The sequence below is a fragment of the Vibrio cionasavignyae genome, from assembly GCF_050337155.1.
In the GTDB taxonomy this organism is placed as follows: domain Bacteria; phylum Pseudomonadota; class Gammaproteobacteria; order Enterobacterales; family Vibrionaceae; genus Vibrio; species Vibrio nomapromontoriensis.
Window position 1 is genome coordinate 1 of the sequence record NZ_JAKJSR010000017.1, and the last position, 15,984, is coordinate 15,984.

Below are 15,984 nucleotides of genomic sequence, written 5' to 3' on the forward strand. Positions count from 1 at the left end.
GCGGTAAGGCACTGGCTTTTGATGCCAGCATTCCCTGGTTCGAATCCAGGTAGCCCAGCCATTACAACGTTATTGAGACTTACCAATGTCTTCTTAACTATACTCTTCGCTAGAGTAAAAGCTTTGCTGCGGTCGTGGCGGAATTGGTAGACGCACCAGATTTAGGTTCTGGCGCCGAGAGGTGTGAGAGTTCAAGTCTCTCCGACCGCACCATTATTTCTTAATGTGTTATTTATTTAACTCARTTAAGARCGTGTGATTGACACTGAAACAATCCTGTTGGGCTATCGCCAAGCGGTAAGGCACTGGCTTTTGATGCCAGCATTCCCTGGTTCGAATCCAGGTAGCCCAGCCATTACAACGTTATTGAGACTTACCAATGTCTTCTTAACTATACTCTTCGCTAGAGTAAAAGCTTTGCTGCGGTCGTGGCGGAATTGGTAGACGCACCAGATTTAGGTTCTGGCGCCGAGAGGTGTGAGAGTTCAAGTCTCTCCGACCGCACCATCATTAAGAAAGCTCGTCATATGACGGGCTTTTTTTTGTTTTAACTTTCCCAATCACCCTCTTTCTCCAAAAGTAACAAACAGACTAAAGCTTTGCTATCCCTCACAAAAATCAAACTTTCCCCTATCCTCTTAAATACCCTTACAACACTCTAGAGATATCCTATCACTCACCTAAGTACTCTCATGCCCCACGCCTCAATTTCGCTATGTATTGGACAATATAGCGACGACTCTTATTCTGGGTTTAACCACATTCATTTTAACCTAGAGACTATGGTGCCCACGTCGCAACATAACGTTTCTGCCATTAAAAACCCTTCTTATCTCGCCCGCACTGATCGCGGCTGGTACACCCTATCAGAACAGTCTGAACAAGATGGGGCGGCACTGTACTTTTTAAACGATAGTTTTGAAACAATCAGCGCGCAACCTCTTAAAGGTGACCATCCATGCCATGTAGCGATTTCTGAGTGTCAAACACTCCTAGGCGTAGCGCATTACGGTTCAGGCAGCTTTGAGGTGTATATGTTAGCGCCCACTGGGGAGATCCGTCAGCGGCTAGCCCTAGTTCAGAATGAGGGACAAGGGCACCACTCGACTCGACAACTCAGCCCACATGGTCATCAAACAGTATTCGTGCCTCAGTCCCATCAAGTGATGACGGTAGATCTTGGATTGGATACGCTGAATTTTTACCAAATCAATGAGAAAAGCGTTATTCAACAGCAGTCCCTTAAGCTTCCTGCCGGCAGTGGTCCCAGGCATGCCGTTTTCAACAGCGATGGACAAATCGGCTTTATTCTATGCGAACTTGATGAAACACTGAGAGTCATTAAAAAGCAAACAAATGGGCAGTGGCAACTAGTTAGCTCCCAACCCGCATTTCCGAAACACAGCAAAGGCGAAGCAGCCGGTGCCATCAAGCTTTCGAGCGACCAACGCTATGTCTATCTATCAGGAAGGCATCAATCTATCATTAGTTGGTTTGATATCACCACGCCAAACTCACCTAGCTATCAAGGGTTCGTTGAGACTAAAGGAGACTTCCCCAGAGATATCAGCCTATCAAAAGATGGTCACTGGTTAGTCGCGGCGAACCAACACTCAAATAATCTGGTCCTCTTTACTCTGGATAAAAAAACAGGCCAGCCAACGTTAGCAAAAATAATGCTAACCTTGCCTAAGCCCGTTTGTGTGGTATTTGACTAGCGCTGACGCCATAACGTCGACGCTATCCTATAATTCAGGTCTTTTATTTCAGCCCCATAGCGTAACGTAAGATTTGCGCTTTAATGGGGCCTGAGTGCTCAGCCAGCTTTAACATGGCGTTACGTGCCACCTGCACAGGGCTCAAGGTGTTACTAAATCCTTTATAAAAGACATCCATACCCGTTTGCATTAATAAGTTATCAGGACGGCGATGAACTTCATAACGACGTAATACCCCCTCCATTGACGCGTTGTCATTAGCGAGCTGCAAGAGCGAGCTGACATCTTTGAAGCCAAGATTAACGCCCTGCCCAGCTAATGGATTAATCGTATGCGCAGCGTCTCCAACTAAAATACACCGATGCTTAGAGTACTGTTGGGCATGACGTCGTGTCAGTGGAAACGAGCCATGTGCTAATACTCGAACCTTCCCTAACTCGGTAGGAAAGCAGTGCTGAATTTCACTTTCCAATTGCTTGAATGGCATAGCTTTAAGTTGCTTAATACGTTTCGGCGCGTCATACCACACCAGTGAGCCTTGATGCCCACAAAGCGGCAGGAATGATCGAGGTCCTGATGGTGTAAACCATTGCCAAGTAATATCTTGCTGAGGTAATTCGGTTTCGACATTAATCAACATGCACTCTTGTCGGTAGTCCCAAGCAGTTACCCCAATGCCTGCAGCTTGGCGTACCTTTGAGTTGGCACCATCGGCACCAATCACAAACAAGGTTTGTAATTGCCTACCAGATTCTAAGGTCAGCGTATTACCTTGAGGGTCAAGGGCGATATCAGCCACCCCATCTGAATCAATTACCGTCAAATTCTGGTAATGAGAAAATTGCGCCCACAATCCCAGCTGAATAACTCTATTTTCAACAATATAACCCAGTTGCTCAGCACCTAACGTTTCTGCGTTAAAGCGTAGGCGACAAGACTCTGCCTCCCAAGTTTCTAAACGCGCGTAGGGGCAAATTCGCATAGTGGCAATGTCATCCCATGCGCCTAGCTCCTCTAACAGGTCAACGGAATGCGGGGAGATAGCAGATACTCTTAAATCCATCGGTTGCGAGGCATGAAACGGCTTGGGTTCGAATTTTTCAACGACGGCGACAGTACGTCCCTGCTTTGCAAAACCAATGGCGACGGCCGCACCGACCATTCCACCACCAACAACTACGATTTCAAACTGTTCCATTGTTCCACTGCTACCCTGAATTCTACGTATTTTTATTGTACGTACCGAACCTACAAAGGGCGAGTAATTTTCATCAAATTTCCTTACACATTAAGAGGCTACTTTCTCTTCACAGCTATGGTGCTATAAGCGCTCAAAGAGTTTTTGCCCTACTACTAGTCAGGCGGTTTTTAAAGCAGTACAATACGCCGCTTACCGCCGTGATGGCGGCTATAATTTGAACAATAGTTCTACGGAATTTAAATAACTGACGAGCGAAAGTGATGAGTAAGAAACTGCTAATTAAAACCTGGGGCTGCCAGATGAACGAATACGATTCATCAAAAATGGCCGACCTGCTTAATGCTGCTAACGGCTACGAGCTGACAGAAGTGCCAGAGGAAGCAGATGTACTACTATTGAACACCTGTTCGATCCGTGAAAAAGCGCAAGAGAAAGTCTTCCACCAACTCGGTCGTTGGAAGACACTGAAAGACAAAAAAGAAGGCGTCGTTATTGGTGTGGGCGGTTGTGTAGCGACACAAGAAGGCGACCATATTCGTCAGCGCGCCCCATTTGTTGATGTGATTTTTGGTCCTCAAACCCTTCACCGCTTGCCAGAAATGATTCGCCAATCTCAAAGCAACGAAGCGCCTGTTATGGATATTTCGTTCCCAGAGATCGAAAAATTCGACAATCTGCCAGAGCCACGCGCGGAAGGCGCAACGGCGTTTGTTTCCATTATGGAAGGTTGTTCAAAGTACTGCACGTACTGCGTGGTACCTTATACTCGTGGCGAAGAAGTCAGCCGTCCAATGGACGATGTATTATTTGAAATCGCACAACTTGCCGAGCAAGGGGTTCGTGAAGTCAATCTTTTAGGTCAAAACGTTAACGCTTACCGCGGACCTATGCACGACGGTGAAATTTGCTCATTTGCTGATCTTTTACGCTTAGTCGCATCTATTGATGGTATCGATCGTATTCGCTTTACCACAAGTCACCCACTTGAGTTTACTGACGACATCATTGCGGTGTATGAAGACACTCCTGAGCTGGTTAGCTTCCTTCATTTACCAGTTCAAAGTGGCTCAGATCGCATCTTAACAATGATGAAGCGTCCGCACACCGCGATTGAATATAAGTCGATCATTCGTAAACTCAGAAAGGCACGCCCTGATATTCAAATCAGTTCAGATTTCATTGTTGGCTTCCCTGGTGAAACCGACAAAGATTTCCAAGACACAATGAAACTGATTAAAGACGTGGATTTTGATATGAGCTTTAGTTTCGTATTCTCCCCACGCCCTGGTACACCTGCGGCAGATTACCCATGTGATACGCCAGAGCAAGAGAAGAAAGAGCGTCTATACGAACTGCAACAGACTGTGAACGCTCAAGCTATGCGTTACTCACGCCTGATGCTGGATACTGAGCAACGAATTTTAGTAGAAGGTCCTTCGAAGAAAAACCTGATGGAACTTCGTGGTCGTACAGAAAACAGCCGTGTCGTTAACTTTGAAGGCAGTGCTGACCTTATTGGTCAATTCGTTGATGTGAAGATTGTCGACGTGTTCGCAAACTCACTTCGTGGTGAGCTGCTTCGTACAGAAAAAGACATCGATCTTCGTGTTGTGACGTCTCCAACAGAAATGATGGAAAAAACTCGTCGCGAAGATGAGCTAGGTGTGGCAACCTTTACGCCTTAGCACCTAATGAGGAGCCCGGTCGCAATCGGGCTCCATACATCGCCCATAGGGCATAATGTGAGGCTACATTGAGTAATAAAATAGTCACCTTAGAGATCAACCTAGAACCCTCTGATAACCGCCGTCTGTCTAGCCTATGCGGACCTTTCGATGACAATATCAAGCATTTAGAACGTCGTTTAGGCGTTGAAATCAATCATCGTAGCAACTTCTTTACTATCGTCGGTCAACCGCACACTAGCGCTGCAGCGTTGGATATTATCAAATCACTTTATGTTGATACCGCGCCTGTTCGTGGACAATTTCCAGATATAGAACCTGAGCAAATCCACCTAGCCGTTAAAGAGTCCGGAATACTGGAACAAAGCGCTGAGTCAGAAATTGCTCACGGTAAAGAAGTCTTTATCAAAACCAAGAAAGGCATCATTAAGCCACGTACCCCCAACCAGGCGCAATACCTTGTTAATATGGTGACACACGATATTAGTTTTGGGATAGGACCGGCCGGTACAGGTAAGACTTACCTCGCGGTTGCCGCGGCAGTTGATGCATTAGAACGACAAGAAATTCGTCGAATTCTTCTGACTCGCCCAGCTGTTGAAGCGGGCGAAAAGCTGGGCTTTTTGCCCGGTGATTTAAGCCAGAAAGTGGACCCGTATCTACGCCCACTCTACGATGCTTTATTTGAAATGTTAGGATTTGAGCGCGTTGAAAAGCTCATAGAGCGCAACGTTATTGAAGTGGCACCTCTGGCCTATATGCGCGGTCGTACACTCAATGATGCCTTCATTATCCTTGATGAAAGCCAAAATACCACCGTCGAACAAATGAAGATGTTCTTGACCCGAATTGGTTTTAACTCACGCGCTGTCATTACTGGTGACGTGACGCAAATAGATTTACCTCGTGGTGCAAAATCAGGCCTTCGTCATGCGGTTGAAGTTCTCAATGACGTGGATGAAATCAGTTTTAATTTCTTCCAAGCGGATGATGTGGTTAGACACCCTGTTGTCGCTCGTATCGTCAACGCTTATGAGAAGTGGGAATCGGCTGACCAAAAAGCGCGAAAAGAGATTGAGCGCCGTCGTCGCGAAGAACACGAAGCAGCAAAACTTAACAACGGGACTGATGTCAGCCCTCAATAACGCTTTAACAAGTTTCGATAAATAGGTAAATGATGAGCATTGAACTTGATCTACAGTTAGCGGTCGAATCTGAAGAAGGCTTGCCTTCTCACGCTGAGTTTCAGCAATGGCTAGACAAAGCGATTATCCCATTTCAAAAGGAAGCGGAGCTGACGATTCGAATCGTGGATGATGCAGAAAGCCAACAGCTCAACCACGACTATCGCGGGAAAGACAAGCCAACCAATGTCTTGTCATTTCCATTTGAAGCGCCTCCTGGGATCGAAATGAATTTGCTTGGCGACCTAATTATTTGCCGCCAAGTCGTAGAAAAAGAAGCGAAAGAGCAGTCAAAAACCTCAACTGCACACTGGGCACATATGGTTGTACATGGCAGCCTTCATCTGCTAGGTTATGATCATATTGATGACGAAGAAGCTGACGAAATGGAAGCTTTAGAGACCGAAATCATGTTAGATATGGGCTTTGAAGACCCGTATATAGCAGAGAAACAATAGAGGCGTTTTGCCTCTTCTTATGTGCGCTATCACACGTCTGATAGCATTCTGAATTGAGAAATCATGAACGAAGAGTCTTCTCCCTCTAACCCCGAGGGAAACAGTAAAAAATCAGAAGGTCCGAGTAGAAAGTCCTTCTTTGAGCGCCTAGGTCAAATATTTCAAGGTGAACCAAAAGATCGCCAAGAGCTTGTAGATGTCATTCGTGACTCTGAAGTCAATGACCTAATAGACCATGACACACGAGATATGCTTGAAGGTGTCATGGAAATTTCCGAAATGCGAGTCCGCGATATCATGCTACCTCGCTCACAAATGGTCACTATCGAACGTTCCGACGACTTCGATAAACTGATTGGGCTAATGACCGATGCGCAGCATTCTCGTTACCCTGTCATCAGTGAAGATAAAGACCATGTGGAAGGTATTCTCTTAGCTAAGGACCTACTCCGTTACTTGGGCTCGAATAGCGCCCCTTTTGACATTGAAGAAGTGATTCGCCCTGCAGTGGTAGTACCGGAAAGTAAACGTGTTGATCGCTTACTTAAGGAATTCCGTGAGGAACGCTATCACATGGCTATCGTCGTTGATGAATTTGGCGGTGTTTCTGGTCTGGTGACCATTGAAGACATCCTCGAAGAAATTGTTGGCGAAATCGAAGACGAATTTGACGATGATGATGAGCTCGATATCAGAAAGCTGAGCAAACATACGTTTGCAGTCAAAGCTCTCACGACCATCGAAGAATTCAATGACACCTTTGGTTCAACCTTCAGTGATGAAGAAGTTGATACTGTTGGTGGCTTAATTATGACCGCATTCGGTCACCTACCTGTTAGAGGGGAAGTGGTCGAAATAGAAAACTATACCTTTAAAGTGACAGCGGCGGATAATCGTCGAGTGGTGCAAGTTCAAGTTACCATTCCCGATCTAGAAGCAGCATCGAGTGTCGAAGAATAACGATACCTTGTGTCCACCGGTTAAGTGAGACCACCATTAAATGAAGAATTATCTTCGCCTATTGCGGCCCGTTGGGGCCGCTTTTGTTGGCGCCAGTACAACCCTAGCCTTCGCTCCCTATCAACTGTGGCCACTTGCTCTGCTAAGTCCACTTATCCTACTGCTTCTGCTGCAAGGACAAACCGCTCGGCGTGCACTTTTTATTGGCTACGCATGGGGTTTTGGCCAATTTGCGACCGGCATTAGTTGGGTCCACGTTAGTATCGATAATTTTGGCGGTATGCCGAAATTCGCTAGCGCACTTCTAATGACTCTATTGGTGGGTTACCTGTCCATCTATTCAGCATTATTTGCTTGGTCATTAAACCGTTTTTTCCTAAAAGATAATCGTACACGCTACCTTCTTGCTGCCCCTGCGCTATGGCTCATCTTTGACTGGGCTCGTGGCTGGGTGATGACAGGATTCCCTTGGTTATGGTTAGGTTATAGTCAAATAGACGGGCCGCTAGCCAGCTATGCCCCTATGGGTGGTGTTGAGCTCATTACGCTACTGATCATCATCACGTCAGCGAGTATAGCTTACGCGATTCGAAGCAAACATTGGCTTATAACCCTTATTCCTCTGGTCATTTTTTCAGTCGGATTCGGGTTACGTCACTATGAGTGGGTAACACCGGATACCACCCGCACGAAGAGTGTGGCGCTCATACAAGGTAACGTTGACCAAGCGCTAAAATGGCTACCAAGCCAACGCTGGCCGACGATTATGAAATACACCGATCTTAGCCGAGAAAACTGGGACGCCGACATCATCATCTGGCCAGAAGCCGCTATTCCAGCAATGGAATTTGAACTGCCGTCTTTCCTAAGTAATTTAGACTCGGCGGCCAAGATGAACAATACGGCCATCATCACAGGTGTTATCAATAAGTCAGAGTCTGACGAATACTACAACAGCATTCTGGTTGTGGGACAAACCCCTTATGGGGACTATGAGCTTGATCTTGACGAGCGTTTTCACAAGCACCACTTATTGCCGTTTGGAGAATTCGTTCCATTTGAAGATCTTCTTCGTCCAATCGCGCCGTTTTTTAATTTGCCGATGTCTTCGTTTAGTCGAGGGGCATATGTACAACCCAATATCGTTGCCAATGGCATGCATTTAGCACCGGCTTTATGTTATGAGATCATTTTTAACGAACAGGTTCGACAGAATGTGACGCCAGAAACGGACTACTTGCTCACACTATCTAACGATGCCTGGTTTGGTCGCTCGATTGGTCCCTTACAGCATATGGAGATAGCTCGAATGCGAGCATTAGAGCTTGGAATACCATTAATACGTTCAACCAACAACGGTATTACAGCTGTTACGGATCATAACGGCAAGATTACTGCGCAAATCCCTCAGTTTGAAACCGCGGTGTTGCGTACAGAGGTCACGCCGACAAACGGGACAACTTGGTACAGAGAGGCAGGGACATGGCCTCTTTATGGTTGGGTGCTGTTATGTTTAGCGTGGGGGTGGTACCTGCGTAGGAAATGATTCATAGCGGCATAGCCTAAGTAGAAACCTCGCGCCATTGCAATCAATGACAACGCCGTTTTCACTTGGGCTATGCGCTTTATTTACGTGGCTTACACGATTAATTCAAGCTTTCCATACTTTCTTCCATAATATATAACTATTTAATTCTTCTCCCCCACCCAACAAAATCATATTCTTATCATGTAATCGCTGACCGATACGGTTAACTGAATGAAGGAACATATAATGAGCAAGATCTACGAAGACAACTCTCTCACCATTGGTAACACTCCCCTAGTTCGCCTCAACAAGGTTAGTAACGGTAACGTTCTAGCTAAAGTTGAAGCTCGTAACCCTAGTTTCAGTGTTAAGTGTCGTATCGGCGCCAACATGATTTGGGAAGCAGAGAAAGACGGAAGACTAAAAGCAGGCGTTGAGCTTGTTGAACCAACAAGTGGTAATACAGGTGTCGCACTGGCTTTCGTTGCCGCTGCTCGCGGATACAAACTGACACTAACCATGCCAGAGTCCATGAGTCTAGAACGTCGTAAATTACTCAAAGCGCTAGGCGCTAATCTAGAGCTCACCGAAGCGGCGAAAGGCATGAAAGGCGCTATTGCCAAAGCCGAAGAGATTGTTGCCTCTAATCCAGAAAAATACCTTCTGTTGCAACAGTTCAATAACCCAGCAAACCCGGCTATCCATGAAAAAACAACGGGCCCGGAAATTTGGGATGCTACAGATGGCGAAATTGACGTGTTCGTCGCTGGCGTAGGTACTGGTGGTACCATTACTGGTACGAGCCGCTACATTAAAGGCGAAAAAGGCAAAGCAATCATTTCTGTTGCAGTCGAGCCAACAGAGTCGCCAGTCATTAGCCAAGCGCTCGCGGGTGAAGAAATCAAGCCAGCACCACACAAAATTCAAGGTATCGGTGCAGGTTTCATCCCAGAGAACCTAGATTTAGACATCATCGACCGTGTTGAACTTGTAACATCTGATGAAGCGATTGAGATGGCTCGTCGTCTCATGGAGGAAGAAGGTATCCTTGCTGGCATCTCTTCAGGAGCGGCTGTTGTTGCTGCCAATAAGCTAGCGGAACTCCCTGAATTTAAAGGAAAAACCATAGTAACCGTACTACCAAGCTCAGGTGAGCGTTACCTAAGTTCAGCATTGTTCGCAGGTATATTCACTGACAAAGAGATTCAGCAATAATATGTTGCCAAATCAAATTTTGATTTAAAAAAGCCCCTTTATGGGGCTTTTTTGTTGAATCTCTGTCAGCCTTTGGTAATATCAGGTCAGTTTTATTTTAAGCTTAAAAATAAATAAGCGATTTAAAGAATAGTCGTAGGGTATGGAGACAGCGAAGACTGCAATCATAGCCTACAATTCAAGACCGATGCAGCGCTTAATGAATCATGACTTTAGTCCTATAGCAGGAACAAACAAATGACGCTAAGCTTGGCTTTAGTTAAGAAAACAAACATAAAATAAATCAATTGGGGTAATAAAAATGTACGAGAAGCAAGTAGAAATCACAGCAGAAAATGGTCTTCACACTCGTCCTGCAGCGCAGTTCGTTAAAGAAGCAAAATCTTTTGACGCTGACATCACTGTGACTTCTAACGGCAAAAGCGCTAGCGCAAAAAGCCTATTCAAACTACAGACTCTAGGTCTAGTTAAAGGTACTAACGTAACTATCTCTGCTGAAGGCCCACAAGCTCAACAAGCAGTAGACCACCTAGTTGCTCTAATGGACGAGCTTCACTAAGCAGCCACCATTCTTCTAAAGCCATTTTGTCGAAAGCAAAGTGGCTTTATTGGAAATAGCGCTGACTATCAGCTACACATAAGTGTAGCAACGTAAGTCACCCTTTCTTTATACATTTGACCACATTAAGGTAAAGCTATGATTTCAGGCATCCTAGCATCTCCTGGTATTGCGATCGGTAAAGCATTACTACTTCAAGAAGACGAAATTGTTCTTAACAAAGCAGCCATCTCTGATGACCAAGTAGAAGCGGAAGTTCAGCGTTTCTTTGACGCTCGTAACAAATCGTCTGCTCAACTAGAAATTGTTAAGCAAAAAGCACTAGAAACTTTTGGTGAAGAAAAAGAAGCCATCTTCGAAGGCCACATCATGCTTCTTGAAGATGAAGAGCTCGAAGAAGAGATCTTAGCTCTCATCAAGAAAGACAAAATGTCTGCGGACCACGCAATTTACACCGTAATCGAAGAGCAAGCGTGTGCACTTGAATCTTTAGATGATGAATACCTAAAAGAGCGTGCTACGGATATCCGTGATATCGGTACTCGATTTGTGAAAAACGCACTTGGCATTAATATCGTGTCACTTAGCGACATCAATGAGCAAGTGATCCTTGTTGCTTACGACTTAACACCTTCTGAAACAGCACAAATTAACCTAGACTACGTACTTGGTTTTGCTTGTGACATCGGTGGCCGTACTTCGCACACCTCTATCATGGCTCGTTCACTTGAACTTCCTGCTATCGTTGGTACTAACGATATCACTAAGCAAGTTAAGAACGGCGACATGTTGATTCTTGATGCGATGAACAACAAAATCATCATCAATCCTTCTGAAGCACAACTTGCAGAAGCGAAGCAAGTCCGTGAGTCGTTCCTTGCTGAAAAAGAGGAACTTGCAAAACTTAAAGACCTACCAGCTGAAACTCTAGACGGACACCGTGTAGAAGTTTGTGGCAACATCGGTACCGTAAAAGACTGTGACGGTATCAACCGTAACGGCGGTGAAGGTGTTGGTCTGTATCGTACTGAATTCCTATTCATGGACCGCGATTCTCTTCCTACCGAAGAAGTGCAATACCAAGCGTATAAAGAAGTTGCAGAAGCGATGAATGGCCACTCAATTATTATCCGTACTATGGATATTGGTGGTGATAAAGACCTTCCGTACATGGACCTTCCAAAAGAAATGAACCCATTCCTAGGCTGGCGTGCGGTTCGTATCAGCTTGGATCGTCGTGAAATTCTACGTGATCAAGTACGCGGTATCCTACGTGCATCTGCACACGGTAAGCTTCGCATTATGTTCCCGATGATTATTTCTGTTGAAGAAATCCGCGAACTTAAGAAAGCTATCGAAGAATACAAAGCGGAACTTCGCGCAGAAAACATCGCATTTGATGAAGATATTGAAATCGGTGTAATGGTAGAAACACCTGCTGCTGCAGCGATTGCTCACCACCTAGCGAAAGAAGTTTCCTTCTTTAGTATTGGTACTAACGACTTAACTCAGTATACTCTAGCAGTAGACCGTGGTAACGAGCTAATTTCTCACCTATACAACCCACTTTCACCAGCGGTATTAACCGTAATTAAGCAGGTGATCGACGCTTCGCATAAAGAAGGCAAGTGGACGGGTATGTGTGGCGAGCTTGCTGGCGACGAACGCGCGACGTTACTTCTACTAGGCATGGGCCTAGATGAGTTTAGTATGAGCGGCATTTCTATTCCTAAGGTTAAGAAAGTTATCCGTAACGCTAACTTCGCAGAAGTAAAAGCTATGGCGGATGAAGCGCTAGAAATGGCGACTGCTGCAGAAATTGAAGCGCACGTCGAAAAATTTATCGCAGAAAAGACAAACTGCTAATATAATTGAGCAGAATAAAATCAAACCTTTAGGAGCACAACATGGGTCTCTTTGACAAACTGAAGAAGCTAGTATCTGACGACAGCGCGGACGCTGGTGCAATCGAAATCATCGCACCACTATCTGGTGAGATCGTAAACATCGAAGACGTGCCAGATGTCGTTTTTGCTGAGAAAATCGTTGGTGATGGTATTGCTATCAAACCAGCTGGCGACAAAATGGTCGCTCCTGTAAACGGTACTATCGGTAAGATCTTCGAAACGAACCACGCGTTCTCTATCGAATCTGACGACGGCATCGAGCTATTTGTTCACTTTGGTATCGACACTGTTGAGTTAAAAGGTGAAGGCTTTAAGCGTATCGCTGAAGAAGGTCAAACTGTTAAAGCAGGCGACACTGTTATCGAATTCGATCTAGCACTTCTTGAAGAAAAAGCTAAATCAACGCTGACTCCAGTTGTTATCTCTAACATGGACGAAATCAAAGAGCTTAATAAGCTATCTGGTTCTGTTACTGTTGGTGAAACACCAGTACTACGCGTAACTAAGTAATCAGCAAACTAAGCAATTAGTTACTCGTTAATTAGATACGTCGAAAAAACGCAGCCAATGGCTGCGTTTTTTTAACTCTAAAATATGTCGACTATAGTTCAATAGAACAAAGTACATCCCCAGTAAATGTTTTGACACTCAACGTCTCACCTTCAAACAAACCATAGCTTGCAGCGTAACCTTCACGCGGGAAAGTAATAGAGCCAGGATTAAAAATGACTTGTTCTTCATCCCAGTGAGCAACCGGGATATGCGTATGTCCATGAACTATCACATCGCCTTTTTTAAGCTGAGGGCGTTTAGCTGCATTATATAAATGGCCATGCGTTAAAAATAAACGCTTGCCCGATGGCAATAACACCCATGCATAATCAGCCATCATAGGAAAGTGAAGTAGCATTTGGTCAACTTCACTATCGCAATTACCTCTAACGGCAATAATTTCAGATTGATAGTCGTTAAGTAATGCCGCGACTTCTGGTGGGTTATAACTTTCCGGAACCGGGTTTCTTGGACCATGGTTAAGAACATCACCTAGAATCACAAGGTGCTGCGCTCCCGACTGACGGTAGGCTTCTAATACTTGTTGAGTCGCACTGACACTACCATGTAGGTCTGATGCAAAGAATAATTTCACGGATTTACCTCCAACACACGTTATGAGGCTATTGTAACTTAGTTTACCCGCTATTCCTCACGTGCCATGCCATTCACAACAATATTGTTATAGCTAACCATACCAATAATCTTACCGTCTTCGATAACGGGTGCTCGGCTGATTCCAAACCGCTCAAAAAGACGGGCACAGTACTTAACATTCATATTGGGATCGACTGACAAAGCTGGCTTAGTCATGATTTCGTATATATTCGTCCGATGAGAAGAGCGGTTTTGTGCCAGCACTTTCTTAGCAATGTCATTCATCAGCACAATGCCATATTCGTCATCATCATGACGCTTATTCACCACCAGCGCCTTCACTTGATGTTCTTTTGCCAACACAATACCTTCATGCACAGTTTTCAGCCCATCGACCATCACATAAGTATTTGCCATGACGTCACGAACGTATATTTTTTGTTGTGAACTCATAATTCATCCTCAACCACTTTGGTCAACGTTTCCACCTGGTGAGCAACGCCCACCGCATCTTCAATATCTATTTGAATCGCTATACCCTGTCCTGAAGTTTGGTCAAACTCCCCCACTTCGCTAATTGTTTCCAGTATTTGCCTCGACAAATGCTCCTCAACCACAAACAGTAACACGTCTTTTTGCACCTCTAATGTCAAACCAAAAAAGGTGCGCTTCTTATTTAGACCTTCACCTCGAGCATTATTAATCACCGTTGCTCCGGTCGCACCGGCCTCTCTTGCAGCATTGAGCACAACGTCTGTTTTGCTATCTTCAACAAACGCAAGTAGTAACTTAAAGCGCATTATCCTTCTCCTTTTCGATCGAACTAAGCGAGGTAGTACGTTGGTTCAACCAGTGAGTAATTTGGGCATAGGCCATTACTGAAATAATGGGGAATAAACTCGCAAATGCGATCAACCCAAAACCATCAATCATAGGGTTTCTTCCTGGTACGGTTGAAGCAAGCCCTAAACCTAACGCGGTTACCAATGGCACGGTCACCGTTGATGTTGTTACTCCCCCTGAGTCATAAGCAAGGGGCACAATCAATTTTGGTGCGTAGAACGTTTGTATCACCACCAAAATGTAGCCTGCGATAATGTAGTAATGGATAGGATCGCCAACCACAATTCTATAGCTGCCTAAAGAAATACCGATTGCCACGCCCAATGCAACGGAGATTCTTAGTCCATTAACCGAGATTGAGCCCGCCGACACTTGATTCGCTTTTATCGCAACGGCAAGCAAAGAGGGTTCTGCTATCGTGGTACTAAAGCCGATGCAAAACGCAAAGAGATACACCCAATAATAATCAAACCATTCAAGCGAGTGGCCCATCGATAACTTAACGTCAATAAGAAATTCTGGTGCAGTCAACTGCATTGCCATCGTTTCCCCTAACGGAAAAAGGGCTTTTTCTAGCCCGATCAGAAATAAACTCAATCCGACAATAACGTAAACAAAGCCAAGCATAACTCGCAATGGATGAGTAATGGGTTTTCTCAATACAGCAAACTGAAAGCCAAAAATGATCACAATGATGGGGGTTACATCGCGGATGGTGAAGAATAACGTCTGTAGCAATTCTGCGATAAAACTCATGTCATCACCATCCCGTATACCATGACAAACATCATAGGTAGCAGTGACGCGAATGCGATTAGCCCAAAGCCATCTAGCATAGGGTTTCGGCCCTTAATCGTGCTAGCCAGCCCCACTCCAAGTGCCGTTACCAAGGGAACGGTGATGGTTGAAGTCGTGACGCCTCCCGAATCGTATGCCACGCCAATAATGTATTCAGGGGCAAAGCCAGTCAGCACGACAACACCGATATAACCACCGATAATCAACCAATGGATTGGCCAACCTTTAAGTATTCGAATGACGCCAAGAACAATAGCAAGCCCTACTGATAAGGCTACAGACAAACGAAGCCCCATGGCGTAGTCCTGCATTGACTCTTCCGTCATTGCAATCATTCCCCCTTCAGCCGCCACCTCCGCAGCTTCCGCTGAGACTGCCGTTAGCGCGGGCTCTGCAATGGTCGTTCCAAACCCCAAACAAAATGCAAATAGTACCAACCAAAATACGCTACCTTTTCTAGCAAAGGCTTGAGCCATCGACTCACCAATGGGAAATAACCCCATTGCCAAACCAAACACAAAGAAAGTGAGCCCTAATACTACGAGCAGTAGACCGAAAAGTATCGAGAGCACATTGGGAAGCGGCTCTTGAAGCACGACTAGTTGGAAAAAAAGCACCACAAATACAATGGGCATTAAATCTTTCAAACTATTGAGCATGACATGTATGAGGGCTTTCATCCCTTGCACGCTTTTCTCCCATTCCGCATATCGTACATTTAGAATGGCAAAGAATATTGTAAGAAGATGTGACAATTACAACATCCATGTAACCTAGTC

Annotated in this window: 16 protein-coding genes and 3 tRNA genes; 13 read left to right on the forward strand and 6 right to left on the reverse strand. The window is 45.1% G+C overall.

The window, feature by feature from the left end; translation table 11 throughout:
* The first annotated feature begins 128 nt into the window (after nt 1–128).
* The 4 genes from L4D74_RS13390 to L4D74_RS13405 all read left to right on the forward strand — a co-directional run bounded on the left by L4D74_RS13390 (nt 129) and on the right by L4D74_RS13405 (nt 1,718).
* Nucleotides 129–213 (forward strand) — tRNA-Leu (locus tag L4D74_RS13390).
* Nucleotides 214–280: 67 nt separating this feature from the next.
* Nucleotides 281–355, forward strand: a tRNA-Gln gene (locus L4D74_RS13395).
* A 67-nt stretch (nt 356–422) separates the two neighbouring features.
* Nucleotides 423–507 (forward strand) — tRNA-Leu (locus L4D74_RS13400).
* A 185-nt stretch (nt 508–692) separates the two neighbouring features.
* Nucleotides 693–1,718 carry a lactonase family protein gene (locus L4D74_RS13405; RefSeq protein ID WP_428752571.1) on the forward strand — a complete coding sequence of 342 codons (1,026 nt, stop codon included), beginning with the start codon at nt 693–695 and terminating at the stop codon, nt 1,716–1,718.
* 43 nt (nt 1,719–1,761) lie between these two features.
* Here the strand turns inward: L4D74_RS13405 and L4D74_RS13410 are convergent, their stop codons facing one another.
* On the reverse strand, nt 1,762–2,916 hold the full coding sequence (locus tag L4D74_RS13410) for a 2-octaprenyl-3-methyl-6-methoxy-1,4-benzoquinol hydroxylase (RefSeq protein WP_428752572.1): 1,155 nt from the start codon (nt 2,914–2,916) through the stop codon (nt 1,762–1,764).
* 263 nt (nt 2,917–3,179) lie between these two features.
* Here L4D74_RS13410 and miaB point away from each other — a divergent pair, with 263 nt between their 5' ends.
* The 9 genes from miaB (at nt 3,180) to crr (ending at nt 12,925) form a co-directional block, all read left to right on the forward strand.
* A complete protein-coding gene (miaB, locus tag L4D74_RS13415; protein ID WP_265674600.1) occupies nt 3,180–4,604 on the forward strand; it encodes a tRNA (N6-isopentenyl adenosine(37)-C2)-methylthiotransferase MiaB in 1,425 nt (474 codons plus the stop codon).
* 68 nt (nt 4,605–4,672) lie between these two features.
* On the forward strand, nt 4,673–5,749 hold the full coding sequence (locus tag L4D74_RS13420) for a PhoH family protein (protein WP_428752573.1): 1,077 nt from the start codon (nt 4,673–4,675) through the stop codon (nt 5,747–5,749).
* Between the two features lie 32 nt (nt 5,750–5,781).
* Nucleotides 5,782–6,246 carry an rRNA maturation RNase YbeY gene (ybeY, locus tag L4D74_RS13425; protein ID WP_428752773.1) on the forward strand — a complete coding sequence of 155 codons (465 nt, stop codon included), beginning with the start codon at nt 5,782–5,784 and terminating at the stop codon, nt 6,244–6,246.
* A 63-nt stretch (nt 6,247–6,309) separates the two neighbouring features.
* Nucleotides 6,310–7,206 carry a CNNM family magnesium/cobalt transport protein CorC gene (gene corC / locus L4D74_RS13430; protein ID WP_428752574.1) on the forward strand — a complete coding sequence of 299 codons (897 nt, stop codon included), beginning with the start codon at nt 6,310–6,312 and terminating at the stop codon, nt 7,204–7,206.
* 40 nt (nt 7,207–7,246) lie between these two features.
* On the forward strand, nt 7,247–8,752 hold the full coding sequence (gene lnt / locus L4D74_RS13435; protein WP_428752575.1) for an apolipoprotein N-acyltransferase: 1,506 nt from the start codon (nt 7,247–7,249) through the stop codon (nt 8,750–8,752).
* A 228-nt stretch (nt 8,753–8,980) separates the two neighbouring features.
* On the forward strand, nt 8,981–9,949 hold the full coding sequence (gene cysK / locus L4D74_RS13440) for a cysteine synthase A (RefSeq protein ID WP_428752576.1): 969 nt from the start codon (nt 8,981–8,983) through the stop codon (nt 9,947–9,949).
* 301 nt (nt 9,950–10,250) lie between these two features.
* Complete coding sequence (locus L4D74_RS13445) at nt 10,251–10,508, forward strand: HPr family phosphocarrier protein (protein ID WP_102470818.1); 258 nt, start codon at nt 10,251–10,253, stop codon at nt 10,506–10,508.
* Between the two features lie 138 nt (nt 10,509–10,646).
* Nucleotides 10,647–12,374, forward strand: coding sequence for a phosphoenolpyruvate-protein phosphotransferase PtsI (ptsI, locus tag L4D74_RS13450; RefSeq protein ID WP_428752577.1), 1,728 nt, complete (start codon nt 10,647–10,649; stop codon nt 12,372–12,374).
* Nucleotides 12,375–12,415: 41 nt separating this feature from the next.
* Nucleotides 12,416–12,925 (forward strand): PTS glucose transporter subunit IIA, encoded by a 510-nt coding sequence (gene crr / locus L4D74_RS13455; RefSeq protein ID WP_250618487.1) that lies wholly within the window; start codon nt 12,416–12,418, stop codon nt 12,923–12,925.
* Between the two features lie 91 nt (nt 12,926–13,016).
* On the opposite strand, the gene yfcE is transcribed toward crr, so the two are convergent.
* From yfcE to L4D74_RS13480, 5 genes are read right to left on the reverse strand one after another with little or no spacing between them, the layout of a single operon-like run.
* A complete protein-coding gene (gene yfcE / locus L4D74_RS13460; RefSeq protein ID WP_428752578.1) occupies nt 13,017–13,562 on the reverse strand; it encodes a phosphodiesterase in 546 nt (181 codons plus the stop codon).
* 50 nt (nt 13,563–13,612) lie between these two features.
* Nucleotides 13,613–14,017 carry a CBS domain-containing protein gene (locus L4D74_RS13465; protein WP_428752579.1) on the reverse strand — a complete coding sequence of 135 codons (405 nt, stop codon included), beginning with the start codon at nt 14,015–14,017 and terminating at the stop codon, nt 13,613–13,615.
* Nucleotides 14,014–14,364, reverse strand: coding sequence for a P-II family nitrogen regulator (locus tag L4D74_RS13470; RefSeq protein ID WP_250618490.1), 351 nt, complete (start codon nt 14,362–14,364; stop codon nt 14,014–14,016). Before L4D74_RS13470 ends, L4D74_RS13465 begins: the two co-directional genes overlap by 4 nt.
* Nucleotides 14,354–15,163, reverse strand: coding sequence for a DUF1538 domain-containing protein (locus L4D74_RS13475; RefSeq protein ID WP_428752580.1), 810 nt, complete (start codon nt 15,161–15,163; stop codon nt 14,354–14,356). The genes L4D74_RS13470 and L4D74_RS13475 overlap by 11 nt, the downstream gene beginning before the upstream one ends.
* A complete protein-coding gene (locus L4D74_RS13480) occupies nt 15,160–15,885 on the reverse strand; it encodes a DUF1538 family protein (protein WP_428752775.1) in 726 nt (241 codons plus the stop codon). Before L4D74_RS13480 ends, L4D74_RS13475 begins: the two co-directional genes overlap by 4 nt.
* Nucleotides 15,886–15,984 lie beyond the last annotated feature (99 nt).

What these genes read in the sequence shown, in the direction of transcription:
- L4D74_RS13465 (WP_428752579.1), bottom strand. Translation starts at nt 14,017, where the DNA reads ATGAGTTCACAACAAAAAATATACGTTCGTGACGTCATGGCAAATACT.
- L4D74_RS13470 (WP_250618490.1), bottom strand. Translation starts at nt 14,364, where the DNA reads ATGCGCTTTAAGTTACTACTTGCGTTTGTTGAAGATAGCAAAACAGAC.
- cysK (WP_428752576.1), top strand. Translation starts at nt 8,981, where the DNA reads ATGAGCAAGATCTACGAAGACAACTCTCTCACCATTGGTAACACTCCC.
- crr (WP_250618487.1), top strand. Translation starts at nt 12,416, where the DNA reads ATGGGTCTCTTTGACAAACTGAAGAAGCTAGTATCTGACGACAGCGCG.
- L4D74_RS13475 (WP_428752580.1), bottom strand. Translation starts at nt 15,163, where the DNA reads ATGAGTTTTATCGCAGAATTGCTACAGACGTTATTCTTCACCATCCGC.
- corC (WP_428752574.1), top strand. Translation starts at nt 6,310, where the DNA reads ATGAACGAAGAGTCTTCTCCCTCTAACCCCGAGGGAAACAGTAAAAAA.
- lnt (WP_428752575.1), top strand. Translation starts at nt 7,247, where the DNA reads ATGAAGAATTATCTTCGCCTATTGCGGCCCGTTGGGGCCGCTTTTGTT.
- L4D74_RS13445 (WP_102470818.1), top strand. Translation starts at nt 10,251, where the DNA reads ATGTACGAGAAGCAAGTAGAAATCACAGCAGAAAATGGTCTTCACACT.
- miaB (WP_265674600.1), top strand. Translation starts at nt 3,180, where the DNA reads ATGAGTAAGAAACTGCTAATTAAAACCTGGGGCTGCCAGATGAACGAA.
- L4D74_RS13410 (WP_428752572.1), bottom strand. Translation starts at nt 2,916, where the DNA reads ATGGAACAGTTTGAAATCGTAGTTGTTGGTGGTGGAATGGTCGGTGCG.
- L4D74_RS13405 (WP_428752571.1), top strand. Translation starts at nt 693, where the DNA reads ATGCCCCACGCCTCAATTTCGCTATGTATTGGACAATATAGCGACGAC.
- L4D74_RS13480 (WP_428752775.1), bottom strand. Translation starts at nt 15,885, where the DNA reads ATGAAAGCCCTCATACATGTCATGCTCAATAGTTTGAAAGATTTAATG.
- ptsI (WP_428752577.1), top strand. Translation starts at nt 10,647, where the DNA reads ATGATTTCAGGCATCCTAGCATCTCCTGGTATTGCGATCGGTAAAGCA.
- ybeY (WP_428752773.1), top strand. Translation starts at nt 5,782, where the DNA reads ATGAGCATTGAACTTGATCTACAGTTAGCGGTCGAATCTGAAGAAGGC.